Below are 17,576 nucleotides of genomic sequence, written 5' to 3' on the forward strand. Positions count from 1 at the left end.
AAAATATAACTTAAAAAATAATTTGAAAAACATTGGTTATAAATAGAAAATATTTTAAATATTTATATAAAATAAAAACATCAAACCGTTACTTTTAACTAACAGCTTGATGTTTTTAACTCTTGTATTTTAGAACTTTTCTTGTGGACGGAAGCTTTCTATATAAGCTTCATCTTCTGAATAAGAAACATTTGTAGGTCCAACTTTATCCATATCAACAATAATAAAAGCAGGTTTATTAAGTTGTAGTGCGTACTCGAAAGTTTTATGGAATTCGTCTATATTTTCAACTACTTCTGCATGTATACCTACAGACTCACTTAGCATTTTAAAGTCTGGTGTATGAAGATCCACACCTTCGTTATAATCATAAGCTGCACTTTGTAAATAACGTAAAATACCGTAGCCACCATCTTTAAATAGCAAAGTGATAACTGGTAAATCTTGTTCAGCAAGTGTAGCTAATTCTCCAGCATTGACCATAAATCCTCCGTCACCAGCCATATTAACTACGCGACGTTGTTTTGTGCCCATTTGTGCACCGATAGCTAATGGCAAACCTTGTCCAATACCACCGCCTACTGTATAAACTGATGTGCGAGGTTTCGTAAATTGAATTAAATGATTGCCCCACCAGTATGCTGGCACAGTGACATCTCTTACGACAACATCATCATCTGCAAGCAATTGATTCATACTTTCAGCAATTTGGTTGTAAGGTGAAACATCATTGCTTAATGCTTTATACATCTGAGCTTTAATATTAGCAATTTGTTTAACATAACTTTCATCAATTTGTACATGCTTTGATTTAAGTGCATGATTTAATGATTCTAAAACTGTGTTTGCATCCCCAATGATTGATTTAGATGCAATATAGTTCTTATTGATGTGTTCTGGGTTTGAATTAATATCAATATGTGTTTGCGGTAATTCGAGCTCCCAATTCAGCGTATCTTCACCACGCAAATGCGTTCCTATTGTAATTAAAACATCTGATTCTTTCAATAATTTCGTAACTTCAGGATGTACTGAATTATTTGCTAAACATAGATCTGAAGTTTCTGGATACGCACCTTTACCTGATTCGCTCGTAATCACTGCGGCCTGCAATTTATTTACAAGGTGTTGTAAAGCGTCTGTCGCACCTGCTTTAATTACACCGCCACCTACCCAAATGATTGGTTTTTTCGCATTTATAATCATTTCTATAACTTCTTCAGGTATCACAATATCTTGTTGTTCAACTTGAGTAGCTGTTTCTATTACTTCAAGCTTCGGCAGTTTCACATGTTGTAAATTTGTAGGAATAATTGCTGTAATTGGTCCCGTTGGGGTATTTTGTGCTTCTTTTATAGCATGAGACATAAAGTCATGAATTTGATATGGTGAATCTAATTGATAAGCAGCTTTACTTGCAGCTTCCATCATGCCTAACTCATCTTTACATTCATGAATGTAACGCTTATGTTTACCGATATAGTTTGAATCAATCTCACCCGTAATATGTAAAAGCGGTGTTTCTGCATTCCAAGATTCTGTTAAAGATCCCGCACCATTTCCAGCACCTGCACCAGTACTTGTTAGCACTACACCCATTTTTCCACTCGTACGTGCATAACCATCTGCCATATTTACAGCACCACTTTCACCACGCGCTGTAACAAGCTTGATGCGCCCATCTTGGGCAATCGCATTATAAATCGGCATATTATGTATACTGACAATCCCAAAAATTGTATCGACATCTGCCTCTATTAATTTATCTACTATGACATTTGCAACTGTATAATCAATTTTATTATTCATATTAATAACCCCTTTTATAAAATAATTAATAAAATCTAAAAGCTAGTAATCGAACTGACTATATTATGGTAACACTGTTTATTATTAATTCAACTTTCCATACTTTTATTTTTGTAGCATTATACAAATAATATTTTTAAAATGTATTATATCAACTCATTTCACATATATATCAGTATTTTGAACTTATATGTGATTTTGTGCAATTTGCTAAAAAAACTAATTTTATCTAGTATTATAGTGAACAACATTTTGGGAGGTTGCAAATATGGGACGATTACAAATGTATATAGATGGAAATTGGCGAGATGGTTTAAAAACTAGAGAAATTATAAATCCAGCGACAAGTGAAGTACTTGCGCAAGTTGCAGAAGGGAAACGTCAAGATGCTAAAGATGGGATTAAAGCTGCAAGGCAAGCGTTTGATTCTTCAAATTGGTCGGAGTTAGATGTGGAGATACGCGCAAATTATTTAGAAAAAATTGCCGATCAAATTGAAGCGCATGAAGATGAACTTGCTAAAATAGAAACTTTAAATAATGGAAAAACTTTAGCAGAATCCCGTTATGATGTCCAAGATTCAGCAAGTTGCTTTAGATATTATAGTGAATTAATTCAGAATGAAACACAGGAACAAACAATTGATAATGACGAAACAGAAAGCTTCATTGTTCACGAACCTGTTGGAGTAGTGAGTTTAATTGTGCCTTGGAACTTCCCTCTTTTAATGGCTGTTTGGAAAATCGCACCTGCACTCGCAGCAGGTAATACGATTGTCGTAAAGCCAGCAGAAAGCACACCAATGACATTACATCGTTTATTTGAAATATTTGAATCGGTTAGTCTACCGGACGGTGTTGCAAACTTGATTATGGGCGATGGCGTAATTATAGGAGATGAAATGACATCTAATGATGATGTGGATATGATTTCATTTACTGGAAGCACAAAGACTGGCCAACATATTATGAGAAACGCTACAACTACACTTAAAAATGTATCTTTAGAACTTGGTGGTAAATCACCTAATATCATATTTGAAGATACAAATATTGATGCAGCGGTAGATATAGCGCTATACGGTATTTATATGGGTGCTGGACAAGTATGTACATCAGGTTCACGTATTTTATTACATGAAAATATTTATGATGTATTCGTAGAAAAGTTTACTGAGCGCGCAAGCAAAATTAAGGTAGGACCAGGTATGGATGAAAATTCAGAAATGGGTGCAATTACTAATAAAGATCAATATGAAAAGATATTAAATTATATTAATATCGGACAAAATGAAGGTGCCAAACTATTATGTGGAGGTTATCCATTAACAGAAGATGAACATCAAAATGGATACTTCATCGCTCCTACAGCATTTGGTGATACTACACCAGAAATGCGTATAGTCCAAGAAGAAATTTTCGGACCGGTCGCTGTATTCCAAAAATTTAAAACTGAAGCTGAAGCAATACAACTTGCCAATAATACAAAATACGGATTAGCAGGCGCTGTGTTCACAGTCGATCAAGAGCGTGCCCTTCGTGTTATTCGTAAAGTAAAAGCAGGTATCACGTGGGTTAATGATTACCATACTGCTTTCAATGAAAATCCTTGGGGTGGCTATAAACATTCTGGTATAGGCCGAGGGTTAGGTACTTACGGTTTAGAATCTTTCCAAGAAGTAAAACAAATCAATATTAGTAAGCAATTAAATAAAATAAATTGGTTTAGCGAGTAATTAATAAAATACAATTTCAAATAGCCTCTTTCAAAGTAGACATTAGAACTTCATTCTTTGAAAGGGGCTTTTTCTATTGAAAATCGCAAATATAAAATAGAAAGATATTCTATTTTGATATACTGATATACCTATTACTATCACTTTTAGAGCTATATAAGACTAAATAAATATAATGATATAGTAAAAATATTATTGAATTGATTTTGAACATGGGTTATGATAACGGTATTGATTATTATAGTACATGGCGTGTACTAATAGATAAGGAGTTGTGCTTTTGAAAAAACCATTTGAAATTTTTATAGAAGACATTAAAAATATAAGACGTGTGCCGTTTGTAATTATATTATTATTAGGGCTTTCAATTTTGCCATCATTCTATGCTTGGTTTAATTTAAGTTCTACATGGGACCCTTACAACAATACTGAAGGTATTAAAATTGCGGTCGTAAACGAGGATAAAGGTGCCAAAGTTGAAGGGAAAGATATTAACGTAGGTGACCAATTAGTTAAACAGTTAAAGAAAAACGATAAGTTCGGATGGGAATTTGTAAATCGTAAAAAGGCTGACAATGGTGTCGAAAAAGGTGATTATTATGCCTCTATATATTTACATAAGACTTTTTCTGAAGAAGTCACAAGTATATATAATAAAAAACCAAAGAAAGCAGTCATCGATTACAAAGTAAACGAGAAATTAAATGCTATTGCACCTAAAATGACAAACGCTGGTGCATCTTCAATTGTAGATTCTTTAAATAAAGAATTTGGCGAGAATGCTACGCAAGCATTATTAAAAGAAGCGAATCAAGTCGGTTTAGACATTGAAAATGAATTACCTACTATGAGTAAAATTAAAAATGCTGTATTTACCGCTGAAGATAATCTTCCTAAAATAGAAGAATTTAAAGAAAAGGTAATAGAAATTGACGAACATCAAGATGACATCACTCATTATAAAGATGAATTCGAAGCGCTAGGTAATTACAAAGGAGATATTAATGAAGGTGTAGACAAGATTAATGAAGTAAACAGTAAAATGGGTGAGATTAACCAAGCTGCTAAATTAATTACTGCGCTTAATGCTAAAATGCCTGAAATTGAAAGTGCATTAGCAAAAGCTAATAAAGTACAAGAGCAATTTCCTAAAATAAATAAAGGTGTTCCTCAAGGTATTGAAGCATCTGAAAAAGCATTAACGGCTATCAATAAAGCAGAACAATACTTGCCTGAATTAAATAATAAATTGGATAAGTATGAAGCAGATGCTAAAAAAGCTCAGGAAAAAACTGAAAAAGCTAACGAAAAATTGAAATCAGAAGAAGACAAAGATAATAAAGATAACAAAGAACAATCAGATTCAAATAAAGAAGAACCTAAAGATAATCAAAATAAAGAGCAACAAGATAATAATAAAGAAAAAGAAGAAAATAAAACTGAAGAACAACCTAAAGAGCAATCAGAAGAACAAAGCGAAGAAGATAATAATACTGATCAAAGTGCTGAGGAGCAAGAAAATAATAAAGAAAAATCAGATGCTTCAAAAGAAGAAACAGAATCAACTGAAGAGAATGAAAATGGAAATGATATCGTAACAACTCAACAAGCTTACGATGAAGATGGAGAAAACGCTAATAAAGAAGACAATCCAGACAACAATCAATCTTCTAAAGAAGTATTAAATGATCAAGAATTAAAAGAAATGAAATCAGCACTTAGCGAATCATTAACAGCGCTAGCAGACTACAGCAATGAACAAGCAACAATGAATAAAAAAGATTTAGAAAGTATGCAGTCAATCAATCAAAGTATATTGATGAGTCAAGACAGCAAACAACTTGCAGATACTGTGAAAAATAATCAATCACGATTAAAACAAGGTGTAGAATTTAATAATTCAATGATTGATATTTTAAATGAACTTAAGAAATCTGAAGGTATTGATACTTCAAAAGCAATTTCACAATTTGAATCAGCTAACAAAGATTTACAAAGTGTAATTAATGGCCAAAGCAACCTTATTAACGCTTTAAATGACGGTAAATCTGGAAAAGAAGAAGTATTGGCATTAGATAAATTAATAGATTCTAATTTACTATCTTTAGATAATTTAATGAAATATACGAGCAGTGATTTTAAAACTACCTTAATGGAAGGCGTCAATCAAATTGATCAAGCGTTAAATAAAGGTATCGACGATATCTCTACTATCAGAAGTTCAATGAACATGATAGAAAATGTCATTCAAACTGGAAAAAGCTCATTACAAAATGGGCACGATTTATTAGTAAGCATTAATAATGAATTACCAGAACTTGAAAGAAAGTTTAATAACATTAATGAAGTTGCACAGACAAACTTCCCTAAATTTAAAGAACAAGTAGGTAAAGGTGCTTATTACGTTGAAAATGAACTGCCAAACGTTCAATCAGAAGTAGAAAATTTAGCACAGTTTTCAAATAATGATTTACCAGCAATGATTGATAAATACGATCGCGCTGTTCAATTAGTAGATGACAACTTGCCAGAAGCACAAAAAGAAATTCATGACTTAGCAGAATTTGCACGAAATGATTTACCAGGTATTGAAAAAGATATTAAGAAAGCTGCGAACAAAGTTAGAGAAATAGATGAAGATGATACTGTTCATGAACTTATAAAATTATTGAAAAATGATTTGAAGAAACAAGCAGATATTATCGCACATCCAATAGAATTAAAAGAAGAATCGTTATTTAGTGTTCCTAACTACGGAACAGCTAGTACACCTTTCTATACATCTTTAGCTATTTGGGTAGGTGCTTTACTATTATCTAACTTATTAACGACAGATATTAAAAATCCAGAAATTAAGAATAAGTATTCATTAAGACAAACATTCGTTGGAAAGAGCTTTATATTCATAATTATAGGTGTTATGCAATCAATCATCGTGTCACTAGGAGATATGTTTATCTTAGGCGCTGCTATAGATAATAGACTATTATTTATATTACTATCTGTACTCGTTTCTATAGTATTTATCAGCATAGTATATACATTAGTATCTCTATTCGGTAACGTTGGTAAAGCTTTAGCAATCGTTATAATGGTATTACAAATTGCAGGAGGCGGTGGAACATTCCCTATACAAGTTACACCAAAATTCTTCCAGGCAATACACCCATTCTTACCATTTACTTATGCTGTAGATGCATTAAGAGAAGCGGTTGGTGGTGTAGTACCAGAAATTTTAATTTATAATATAATATTCCTAGTATTATTTGGAGTCGTTATATTCACAATAGGATTTATCGTTAAACCGATACTGGATCCATGGAAAAACAAAACAAGTAAACGCGCTGAAGATAGTTATTTAATGGAATAACTTCATGTAGCAAAATTAGTCGCCCAATCCGTAGAAATTAACTACTGGATTGGGCGATTTTATTTATAATATTAATCTTGAAAGTGCATGCTTGCCTAGGGGTATGGTTCGAGCCTGTAGTCTCTCACTCATACTATTCCCCCGGGCGTCAGCACTTTCTAAAACCATTAAAAAAACAGCTACTTTCTAATATGACACTGCACCCTTACTAAGGGAACTCAATAAAAACACTATTTTCTAGGCTGCTAATTCCCTATATTCTATAGGGGATAAGTAGCCGAGTATTTGTTGAATTCTAACTTTATTATAGTTTTCAATGTAATTTTCTACAATATCTATTACAATGGTATTAGAGTTTCTAAGCTCACTGTTTAAGTAGAATGTTTCACTCTTTAGAGAGCCATGAAAACATTCTATTGGGGCATTATCAGCTGGCGTTCCCTTACGGGACATGCTTCTGGTAATGTTTTTTCTGTACATAGGGCATAGTATTCATAAGAGGTATACACACTTCCTTGATCACTATGTAATATAGTCCCTGGTTCCAATTGAAGTTGTTTTAATGTCTCATTTACTAGTTCTTGATTTTGGTTTTTACCAATTTTATATGCCACAATTTCACCATTGTAAGCATCCATGATAGATGAAAGATACAACATTGTATTCCCGAAGGGTATATAAGTGATATCTGTTAAAAGTACTTCTAAAGGTTTCTCTGCTTTAAAATTTCTATTCAATAGATTATGTGTCTTATAATATGGATTCCCTGGTCTTTTCGATTTCTTCACGCGTACTTTACAATTTAAATTATGTTTTTGCATAATTCTTTGTACTTTCTTGTGATTAATTGTTTTATTATTTTTTCTATTTAACAAGCCAGTTATTTTTCTATAGCCATATGTAAAACGATGCTTCTTACATAGTTCTATAATTTCATTTTCATCCTCAGATATACTGAAATCTTTGTTTTTCCATCTGTAATAATTAGATTTTGGAATATCTAAAACTTCTAAAATGAGTTTCACTGTATATTTAGATTTCAATTCATTTACTAACTCGACAACTACTTCTGGGACCACTTCCTTTCCAATTCTTTGTACTTTTTTAAAATTTTATTTTCTACTTCTTTGCGTTTCAACTCAATTTTAATTGTTTCAACAGTACTTAACTCTTCGATACCTTTTCCGTAGGAATATTGTTTTCCTACTTGTTGATTGAACCTATGTGTTTCACCATTTCTATACCATTTCCACCACTGATCAACTTGGGACTTATTTTTAATGTTTAAAGTATCCATAATTTCTCTTGTACTATATCCTTTAAGTTTCATTTCTACTACTTTATATTTTATTTCAACTGAATATGCTACTCTTTTCATAGAAAAAACACCTCCGTATAAATTCATTTTAATATGAATTCAACGAAAGTGTTTTTATTTTACTCCCACATTCTGGGGTTAGTGCAAAACGTCCAGATTCTTTTTTATAATGTTTTGCTTTAATCATATAATTAAATTGTTGCTTCATCTTTCTTACTTAAAAATGTAACAACCAATAACATAATAATTGAAAGTGGTAATCCAACTAAAATTGGATGAATCCCAAACGGATGACCAAGTATTTGCCAAATAACGGCTGATCCAAGTCCACTCCACATCGAAATATTCCCGGCGATTTTTGTAGGTCTTTGCCAGAATAAGCCGAAAACAACTGGCGCTAATAAACCTGATACTGACATCGCAGTACCTGTTACCATAAGGTTTACTAATCCAGGAATCATAAGTGATAATATCAAAGAAATAACAGAAACTATTAACACTGATATCTTACTATATAACAACATTTTCTTTTGACTAGAGATTTTGACATTTGGTTTAATAATGTCGTTAGCAATAGATGAAGCACCTGCAATGAAGAACGAATCTGCACTAGATATAACAGCTGCTAGTAACACCATAATCATAACGACTACTAAAGGAAACGGGAAGACTTCTTGAATCACATGATAATAAACTAATGGTGTCTCAGTTATATCGAGATTCAAACCAAATTTACTGTATACACCGATTAAAACTGTCATTGCGCCTAATATCACCGCAATAATCATTGAAATCCAGTAACCATTTCTCGCAGTTTTTAAATTCTTAGCTGCCCAAATACGTTGCCAAACATCTTGTCTAATAAACTGATAAAAAGCTAATGTTAAAAGATAAATTAAAATTTCATTTGGTGTAATATTAAGAAAATCTAACATATCATTTTGATTCTGGTTAATAGCGTTAGCTTGAACTTCGCTCCAACCACCTGAATAATATATAACCACAAAGAACAACACGATAATACCAACCGTAAGTATCGTACCTTGAATAACATCTTGCCAAATGACAGCTTTTAAACCACCGAGATAAGTTTTGATTGTCAGCAAGACCCAACCTAGAATGATACCAACTGTCATATTTAATCCTAATGTTAAATTTAAAATAGAAGCAATAGCGACAAATTGCATACCTGTCATCGCACAATAAGCAAATAAGAAACTGATAACAGTAGGAATACGTGCAGATTCACCATAACGAAGCGCAGTGTAATCACCTATTGTTACCATGTTATATTTTTCACCTAATAATCTAATACGCTTTAAGAAGAATAACGCAAGAATAATGACGGCACTTATCATCGTAATATGTATCCATTGTTGGCCCATACCTAACGTATATCCATTTTCCATATACCCTAACAATGTAGCACCACCTACACCTGTACCAACAAATGTTAAAATCAATGGGATGACAGATACAGTCCTACTCGCCATATTATAGTCATCGTATGTTTTTATATTTCGCTTTATGTATAAAGACATGATTAGTAAAAACACAAAATAAATTATGATTATAAAACCTAGAACAAATTGTTCATTGTTATTAAACACTATAATACCACCTCGTAAATATGATGTTTTTCACAATAAATTAAGCTTATTGTTATTTTTAACTCAATTGAAATCTTATCACTTAAGTCAGAATTATGAAAGTATCTTTTTACAGTATTGAGTTTACTTTGAATAACCCCCTGTTTCTTCCGGATAAACAACCTCGCCATCATCTTCTATAATTGGCATTGCACCCCATTGTCCGAGTTTATGTGGCACTATTTTTATTCCTTCTTTATCGTTCAATATAATATGTTTAACTTCTGTATCATGTGCCACTAACCAATTGCTTATAATTAAACGATGGCATCTTGAAGGATGTTGTTCTGCACATAAAATTGCTACAGTATCATTTTTAATATCATTAATTAATGATTTAATACCTGTCTTGAAGTCGTCTGTTAATGTGTAGTCTGCATAATTATGAAATGATTGGTTTTTCCAACCTTCATTTAAAGTTTCCCCTACTTCTTGAGATGGTTTTCGTCTTCCACCTAATAAATCTATATGATGATAATTTATATCATGATTTTTCAGCCATTTCTTAAATGATCCTTGATTGTACTGCGGATGTTTTTTGCTATTAGGAAATGCACGAACATCAACAATCATTGTGATATGAGCCTTTTTCAACATCTTTAGAAAAGTATCTAACTCATAATCAAAATGACCTATAGTATATACACACATAAATTTCATTACCTCCATATTTACAGATCTTTTTCATGTGAAACATCTTAGTTCCAAGTGTAGTTACATTTTATACATTGTATCATTTTAATTATTAATCCAACCAAAATAAAATCCTATCAATAAATGATAGGATACATAAACACTGAAGTTTAATTATTGAGTTTGAACTTCTGGAGCAATATCACAACTACCGCCAGAACCATAATTATTAGCCGTTTTATCACCAGGCTTAACTAACACATACAATGTATATAACGTCACTACTCCAGCTACAACTGTACCGAATGCACCAGCCATCAACGACGCACCAAGCATACCAGTACTTCCAGCCCCTGCAGCTGCAAGGATAGCTACAACAAACGTTACAGTCGCAGCCAAAGCGATAAGTCCACTAATATGAGAAACGATTGCAAGAACCATTGTACGATTTGAATCATGTAAACGTCTTGTCATAACAGTGAATGAAGGTATTATGACTGCCAATCCGAAAAGTCCGCTTAGAAACCCAGCTGAAACCATTCCTAAGAGAGAAGTTATTACAAAGTTGATCCAAAAAGGATGCCAAAAGTCTGGACGATTAGATCTTCCGTTTATGTCTAAAAAACGTACCCAAAAATCTTTGTAACTTTCTATAACTTGATTTTGTGAATTATTCATGAGTTTCCTCCTACCATTTGATAGTAATAGTATACAAAAGTATAACCTTATATAGCAAATGAATTTTAGTTATATTATTTTTAATATCAACTTTCAACCTCGCTCATGATTAATACATTTTGTTATATATGTTTTATCGTCATGTCCAATGAGTTTTCCTCGGTAGTGTTGTGGCTCATTAATGCCTGTTAGTAGTATAATATTTTCTTTTTTATTAACTTTATTTATTATTTTCTCTATTGCTTCTTTTCGAGATTTGCCTATAATGAGATTATTTAAATCGTATGTTTTGGGTAAGTTTTTAATCATTGTATCGATAATTAAATTTTCATTTTCATATCCAACTTACTCAGAAGCTAATACTACTTGATCGATATACTTTGGAATGAGTTTCATAGTGGATTCTATTTTATCGTAGCCTCTTAATCCGACTCCTGTAATCATAACTGTAAGTTGTTTATCTATATTTGAAGCGTATCTTAAGGCGTCTTCAATGGATTCTTTAATTGCTAATGGTGTATGCGCGAAATCTAATATGAATTGATAGTCGTTTATTTCAAACGTTTCAAATCGATGTGCTGGGGGTTTCATCGTTTCAACTGCTTTTAATATATCTATAATATTAAAGTTTAATTTGTGTAACGTAAATATGCTAGTCGCTAGATTAATATAGTTATGTGTTCCATTGAATAGGACATCTAATTTATAAACTTCTTTACCAATTGATATATATAGTTTATTATTTTTCAACTCATATTTATAATAGGTATCGTTATTATTAGAAAAATGATATTTGTCATTACATATTTTTAAATATTCTTTAGTATCATAATTCACCATGCTTCTCTTACTTAATTGATCTAGCTTTAGTTTTGATTCTAAATAGTTCTCTATTGTATGATGATATTCTAGATGTTCAGAACTAAAGTTTGTAAATACAGCTATTTCATTTTCAATAAAATCTACTCTTCTTTGATCTAGAGCGATAGATGTTGCTTCATATACAATATAATCATAATCTCGTTCAGCGAAATGCTTTATGATTTCAGCAAATTCAAAGTGCATAGGTGTTGTAGGAGTTGAATGTAAAAATTCTATTTTATTATAGTCATCATCGTAAACGCCTAACGTACCAATGGTAGCTACTTTTACATCCATTTTTGATAATAGCTTACATATCATATGGCTTGTAGTAGTCTTTCCATTAGTACCCGTAACTGCTATAAACTTTAATTGTTCTATATATTTGTCGTAGAATAAGTGGACAAGTTTAATTGCGACTGATTCATAATTATCTATATACACAACATAGACATTCCCTTTAATATCATCCAAACTATTTAATGGCATATTCGTGATGATTAACACAGGGTTTTTCTTAACCGCTTCTATTGCATATTTTTTTGAATGCTTTGATGATTTCAAAATAAAAATTGATGAGTCTTGAATATCTTGATACATAGATGTTACATCTGAACAATCTTTATTAAAATTAACTTTGTAACTATGATCATCAAATATGATATCTCTTTTTATTTTTGATAATACATTTGTAATTTCCATATTTTTCTCCCTTTAATGAATGATTCAGTTTTATCCATGTAAAAGAAAACTATATCCCCATGGGAAATAGTTTCCTCTTAAATCATTAATTGCTAATTATTTTTGTGCACCTGTATCTGGCATTTCTTTTGGCATATCCATTTCAAAATCTGATTTGTTCTGCATTACAATTGCGTTACTTAAACCTTTAGCTGGCATAACTTTCGAACTTTTTAGGTTTTACCTTAGTAGATTTCTCACTCTTTAAGTTGCTATCTTTGTTTTTATGTACATCGCTATCTGTGTCATTAACATTCATACATCCACTTGTAAATATCGCTAAAATAAGTATTATTATTATTTTCTTCAAATCGCTCACACCCTTTATAGGGTATACGCATTAATTCTTTTAAGGGATCACATAAACACTAAGTGATTGCGACTTTTTTGTGACAAGTTTTCTCAAAACATTCATATATAATACTTCATGGTAATTAAAATTTATAGTCACTATTACTATTTAAATAAGCATAAAATAGTCCTATAATCACTCCTCCACCAATATAGTTACCTATACATGAAGCAATTATATTTATCATCACTGGAATCGTACTTAACTCTTCGCTTTGATATAATAGTCCTCCAGTAAATAATACAGTGTTATAAACTACATGCTCATATGCCATAAAAGCAAAGATTGACACACCAAACATAAGCACAAACATTTTAGCTAAAATATCTTTTATTTGCATTGCGATAACCAATGAAATATTAATAAAGAAGTTTGCAAAAATACCTTTAACTAATATAGCTGTAAAGCCTGCAGTTAATGTTTTATGAGCAATAATATTATCTAGTTGAGTTAGCATTTCTGGAGTCATTACATCCGATAAATAAAACAATACAAAAAATATAAAACCAACTAAAAAGTTTCCTAAAAAGCAAAGAGTAAATATTTTCATAACTCGAATAGGGTTTGTAATGCGATAGTATAAACCAACAGTAAAATACATAAAATTACTGGTAAGAAGCTCAGAGTTAGTAAACAGTATAAGAACTAAAGCAAAACTAAAACAAATGGACGCAATTAAATTAATTAAACCACCAGCAATTTGTCCATCTAATGATGCTCTTATCATTAAAACAAATACAGTAATCAACCCTAAAATAAACCCCGACATAGTAGCTCTTAGTATATATCTTTTTCTATAAAAACTTTGCAAAATATCTTTTGTTTTTATTGTATCCACAACATCGTCTATAAACTGTTTCCCATAAAATACTTTATTATTGCTATTAATATCATTCAACTTTATAACCTCACTTCTTAATATACAAACTAGATTATGATTTAATAATAACTAATTGTGAAGTATTTCACAATATATTTTTTAAATAAAATAACTTATTAAATGTCGTAATACTAGGTTATGCAATCAAATAAAAAAATAAATTCTCCTAATCCATTAATTAGAAATTATTACGGATTAGGAGAATTATTTTGAGCGAGGAATTATATGTTCCAATTTCTTTTCTATATATTCACACTTACAATACGCCTGAACGTTGAAAATGCTTTTTCAATATTTGTTTTGCGATAAAGCCTCCTGCTATTGCACCAAGGATACATAAGATGAAAATTACTGGAAGAACTTGATATGTAAATACTGAATCAAATGCTTTGGCATAATCTTCACCATGGTTTTGTTTCATGTTGCTAAAATATTTATTTCTCATAATATAAAATGGTAATAATCCTCCTGTTGTCCAAATTGAAACGACAACAGGAGGGTTATTATCCAAAACCATTGTTTATATTTACCAATATTCATAATTAAGTCACCAATGATTATAAGCGGAATAACGATGGCCATTTTCATAAGTAAATGAAATGTTTTTTAATTGGATCATATGTATAACCTCACAATAGATAATAAAAAATTGTTAAAACGACTGCTAAAACTAGTATAGATACGTCATACCATTTGAGCCTTAACTGTATAATTGCCGTTTTCGGACGTGTAATATTTAACCCTCTGGTTACCGAAGCAATCGTAAGCTCATCAGCAATTTTAATCACACTGTTTAAGACAGGAACCATTCTATACTCTATGTATGTGATCGGCCTATCGAGTGTATTGTGCAAAGATATGTTACGCATTCTCATCGCATCGTCAATATATGAAGACTCTTCTTTAATAGTAGGCAAAAAGCGAAACATGACAGCAATAGGGATTGTTATTTTGCGTGAACACTTAAGCCTCTCAAGACCTTCGATTAATTCTTCTACTTGCGTCGTGTTTAAAAAATAATACCCCATCACAACAGTTGGCATAAAACGTGTAACAATACCTGCTGGAACAAAAATTAATATATCGTATAACTGACTTTCTCCTCTTATAAGAAAAGCTTCGGCATACCACCCTAAAAATATAATTAAGCAAAACACAGTACCTTTAACAATTTCTTTATTAGCTACAACTAACAAACTAGGAATAAGCAAGATAACTAATCTCGCATAGATACTGTTTCCCGTAATATTTCCTGTAATCGCAATAAAAGATATAATAATCATTAAAAAAAGTTTGGTACGAGGGTCCACTGTAAAGAAAACTCGTTTTTTGTTCATTTATATCATCACCGCACGTATAAAATATATTGCAATCAGTAGTTAACCCACCCATAAAATCATCCATAATCTAAGACAAAATAAAAAAATAATTTACACCTTAATAAATCGTAATCATTACGTTTTATATTATCACGATAATTACTAGTAATGTCAAAGCCATTAGTAAATTAATGGTTATCTCCACTTATTTGCTTAAATGAGTATTAGAATTTAAAATTGAATTAAGTATAAGAAATGAATTCAAAAAATTTCTGTTTGAATTCAAATTTTTAATGGAGTGATATAAGTATGAATCGTAATATTGAACAGTTAAAAGACACCATTGATGCTTCTAACAAAATTACATTTTTTACAGGCGCAGGTATATCTGTAGCAAGTGGTATTCCTGACTTTCGTTCTATAGGCGGTTTATACGACGAAATTTCAGAAAAAGGTTACTCACCTGAATATTTATTAAGTGATGATTATTTAAAAAATAATCCAGAGGGTTTTATTAATTTTTGCCATCAGTACTTACTATTTGCTGATAAAAAACCTAATATCGTTCATGATTGGATAGCACAACTTGAAGAAGATGGTCGTTCATTAGGTGTGATAACTCAAAATATTGATGGTCTTCATTCGGATGCTGGTAGTGTAAATACAGACGAACTACACGGTACTTTAAACCTGTTTTATTGTACGCAATGCGACCAACAATATTCGAAAGCTCATGTTATAGATAATGATTTACGACATTGTGAAAATTGTGGCAGCCCAATTAGACCTGACATTGTTCTTTATGGGGAAATGTTAGACCAAGGCACTATATTTAATGCACTTCATAAAATAAAAGAAGCAGAAACGTTAGTCGTCTTAGGTTCTTCACTCGTCGTTCAACCAGCAGCAGGACTTATTTCGAATTTTGAAGGACAAAACCTTATCATTATTAACAAAGAGGCTACCCCTTATGATAGTGACGCCAATTTAGTTATTAATGAAGACATGGTATCAGTCATTAAAAAACTTAAAAATATAGAGTAAATCATATAGTATGATTTATAATTAATATTTCAATACAAAAATTTCTTATCAATAATTGATAAGGAATTTTTTCGTGTATCAGTTCTATAATCTACTATTCATCAGTTCTATATATTAATTTTGAATATTATAAAAAAAGTAATCATATTATATAATTATTACACTTTATTAACTCGAAGGAACAAAGCAATTACAAGTGTTTATTTCACTCTATACCCATGATAAATTTGTATCAGTTATTTTAAGAAAAGGAAGGTTTAAACATAATGAAGAAATTATTAACAAGCTCTATAGCAACTATAGGGATACTAACAATGGGAATATCACAATATGAAGCAGATGCAGCAGAGCAAGATACCGCATCTAATCAAGCTACATCAGGTTATGAAAATGGAGCTTACTATACAATAGATTCTAACGGGAATTTTCATCACACTTTAGATGGAAATTGGAATCAATCAATGTTCGACAATAAAGAATATCAATCTTATGAAATAGATGAAAATGGTGCTTACCATTATTACTACTTTACTAAAGGTGGACAAAACTACGCACCTAGTCAATCACATAACTCGATTGAAAATAATGGTTACAATGTTGAACAATCAAACGTGAATAATGAAGCGTCAAATAATAATGAAACTTCAAACAATAATACAACTTATCAAGACACAAATATTAATGAAAATACGAATGCAGAATATAAAGCACCTTCAAATGAAACTGTTTCTTCACTAGAAGATACTCAGTCAAATGCAGCTCAGTCAGAAGACACTAATCAAGCTTCATCAAATTGGTTATCTAAAAATGCTAAACTTCAAGAGTATGGCCAATATCATGGTGGCGGTGCACATTACGGCATAGACTATGACATGGAAGAAAATACACCAGTATACTCACTTGCTGATGGAACAGTTATTCAAAGTGGATGGAGTAACTATGGTGGCGGAAACCAAGTTACAATCCAAGAAAAAGATAGCGATTATTATCAATGGTATATGCATATGAATAAATTAAATGTTGAAAAAGGCGACGAAGTAAAAGCTGGTCAACAAATTGGTGAATCAGGTAGCACTGGTAACTCAACAGCACCTCATTTACACTTCCAACGTATGAAGGGCGGCGTAGGTAACGAATACGCAGTTAACCCAGAATCATATGTTAATGGCAACCAATAAAATATAATA

The 17,576-nt window shown here is 31.4% G+C and carries 12 protein-coding genes and 1 pseudogene; 4 read left to right on the forward strand and 9 right to left on the reverse strand.

Annotated elements, in window-relative coordinates; translation table 11 throughout:
• Window positions 1–129 precede the first annotated feature (129 nt).
• Window positions 130–1,809, reverse strand: coding sequence for a thiamine pyrophosphate-binding protein (locus tag LQ615_RS06915; RefSeq protein ID WP_239703805.1), 1,680 nt, complete (start codon window positions 1,807–1,809; stop codon window positions 130–132).
• A 268-nt stretch (window positions 1,810–2,077) separates the two neighbouring features.
• Here LQ615_RS06915 and LQ615_RS06920 point away from each other — a divergent pair, with 268 nt between their 5' ends.
• Both LQ615_RS06920 and LQ615_RS06925 read left to right on the forward strand, forming a co-directional pair.
• A complete protein-coding gene (locus LQ615_RS06920) occupies window positions 2,078–3,544 on the forward strand; it encodes an aldehyde dehydrogenase family protein (protein ID WP_239703804.1) in 1,467 nt (488 codons plus the stop codon).
• Window positions 3,545–3,818: 274 nt separating this feature from the next.
• Window positions 3,819–6,914 carry a YhgE/Pip family protein gene (locus tag LQ615_RS06925; RefSeq protein WP_239713543.1) on the forward strand — a complete coding sequence of 1,032 codons (3,096 nt, stop codon included), beginning with the start codon at window positions 3,819–3,821 and terminating at the stop codon, window positions 6,912–6,914.
• A gap of 237 nt (window positions 6,915–7,151) precedes the next feature.
• Here LQ615_RS06925 and LQ615_RS06930 read toward each other — a convergent pair.
• The 8 genes and pseudogenes from LQ615_RS06930 to LQ615_RS06965 all read right to left on the reverse strand — a co-directional run bounded on the left by LQ615_RS06930 (window position 7,152) and on the right by LQ615_RS06965 (window position 15,363).
• Window positions 7,152–8,292: pseudogene (locus LQ615_RS06930) on the reverse strand (IS3 family transposase).
• 131 nt (window positions 8,293–8,423) lie between these two features.
• On the reverse strand, window positions 8,424–9,842 hold the full coding sequence (locus tag LQ615_RS06935) for a sodium:solute symporter family protein (RefSeq protein ID WP_017000439.1): 1,419 nt from the start codon (window positions 9,840–9,842) through the stop codon (window positions 8,424–8,426).
• A 123-nt stretch (window positions 9,843–9,965) separates the two neighbouring features.
• Complete coding sequence (locus LQ615_RS06940; protein WP_239703802.1) at window positions 9,966–10,532, reverse strand: DUF488 domain-containing protein; 567 nt, start codon at window positions 10,530–10,532, stop codon at window positions 9,966–9,968.
• Window positions 10,533–10,688: 156 nt separating this feature from the next.
• Complete coding sequence (locus LQ615_RS06945; RefSeq protein ID WP_017000441.1) at window positions 10,689–11,192, reverse strand: DUF805 domain-containing protein; 504 nt, start codon at window positions 11,190–11,192, stop codon at window positions 10,689–10,691.
• Window positions 11,193–11,537: 345 nt separating this feature from the next.
• The gene (locus tag LQ615_RS06950) at window positions 11,538–12,755 is read right to left on the reverse strand and encodes a Mur ligase family protein (protein ID WP_017000443.1); all 1,218 of its coding nucleotides are present in this window, start codon (window positions 12,753–12,755) and stop codon (window positions 11,538–11,540) included.
• 473 nt (window positions 12,756–13,228) lie between these two features.
• A complete protein-coding gene (locus tag LQ615_RS06955) occupies window positions 13,229–14,044 on the reverse strand; it encodes a formate/nitrite transporter family protein (RefSeq protein WP_239703801.1) in 816 nt (271 codons plus the stop codon).
• A gap of 238 nt (window positions 14,045–14,282) precedes the next feature.
• A complete protein-coding gene (locus LQ615_RS06960) occupies window positions 14,283–14,543 on the reverse strand; it encodes an MptD family putative ECF transporter S component (protein ID WP_016999825.1) in 261 nt (86 codons plus the stop codon).
• 112 nt (window positions 14,544–14,655) lie between these two features.
• The gene (locus LQ615_RS06965; RefSeq protein ID WP_182093627.1) at window positions 14,656–15,363 is read right to left on the reverse strand and encodes an energy-coupling factor transporter transmembrane component T; all 708 of its coding nucleotides are present in this window, start codon (window positions 15,361–15,363) and stop codon (window positions 14,656–14,658) included.
• A gap of 291 nt (window positions 15,364–15,654) precedes the next feature.
• On the opposite strand from LQ615_RS06965, the gene LQ615_RS06970 reads away from it, so the two are divergent.
• Window positions 15,655–16,389, forward strand: a complete 735-nt coding sequence (locus tag LQ615_RS06970; RefSeq protein ID WP_064205170.1) for an NAD-dependent protein deacylase — start codon at window positions 15,655–15,657, stop codon at window positions 16,387–16,389.
• A gap of 266 nt (window positions 16,390–16,655) precedes the next feature.
• Window positions 16,656–17,567: a M23 family metallopeptidase gene (locus LQ615_RS06975; RefSeq protein WP_239703800.1), complete on the forward strand. Its 912-nt coding sequence runs from the start codon at window positions 16,656–16,658 to the stop codon at window positions 17,565–17,567.
• Window positions 17,568–17,576 lie beyond the last annotated feature (9 nt).

The sequence above is a fragment of the Mammaliicoccus sp. C-M13 genome (assembly GCF_022386845.1).
GTDB lineage: Bacteria > Bacillota > Bacilli > Staphylococcales > Staphylococcaceae > Mammaliicoccus > Mammaliicoccus lentus.

Coding starts and splice junctions, on each gene's coding strand:
- LQ615_RS06915 (WP_239703805.1), bottom strand. CDS start 1,809: ATGAATAATAAAATTGATTATACAGTTGCAAATGTCATAGTAGATAAA.
- LQ615_RS06920 (WP_239703804.1), top strand. CDS start 2,078: ATGGGACGATTACAAATGTATATAGATGGAAATTGGCGAGATGGTTTA.
- LQ615_RS06940 (WP_239703802.1), bottom strand. CDS start 10,532: ATGTGTGTATATACTATAGGTCATTTTGATTATGAGTTAGATACTTTT.
- LQ615_RS06945 (WP_017000441.1), bottom strand. CDS start 11,192: ATGAATAATTCACAAAATCAAGTTATAGAAAGTTACAAAGATTTTTGG.
- LQ615_RS06950 (WP_017000443.1), bottom strand. CDS start 12,755: ATGGAAATTACAAATGTATTATCAAAAATAAAAAGAGATATCATATTT.
- LQ615_RS06960 (WP_016999825.1), bottom strand. CDS start 14,543: ATGGTTTTGGATAATAACCCTCCTGTTGTCGTTTCAATTTGGACAACA.
- LQ615_RS06965 (WP_182093627.1), bottom strand. CDS start 15,363: ATGAACAAAAAACGAGTTTTCTTTACAGTGGACCCTCGTACCAAACTT.
- LQ615_RS06970 (WP_064205170.1), top strand. CDS start 15,655: ATGAATCGTAATATTGAACAGTTAAAAGACACCATTGATGCTTCTAAC.
- LQ615_RS06975 (WP_239703800.1), top strand. CDS start 16,656: ATGAAGAAATTATTAACAAGCTCTATAGCAACTATAGGGATACTAACA.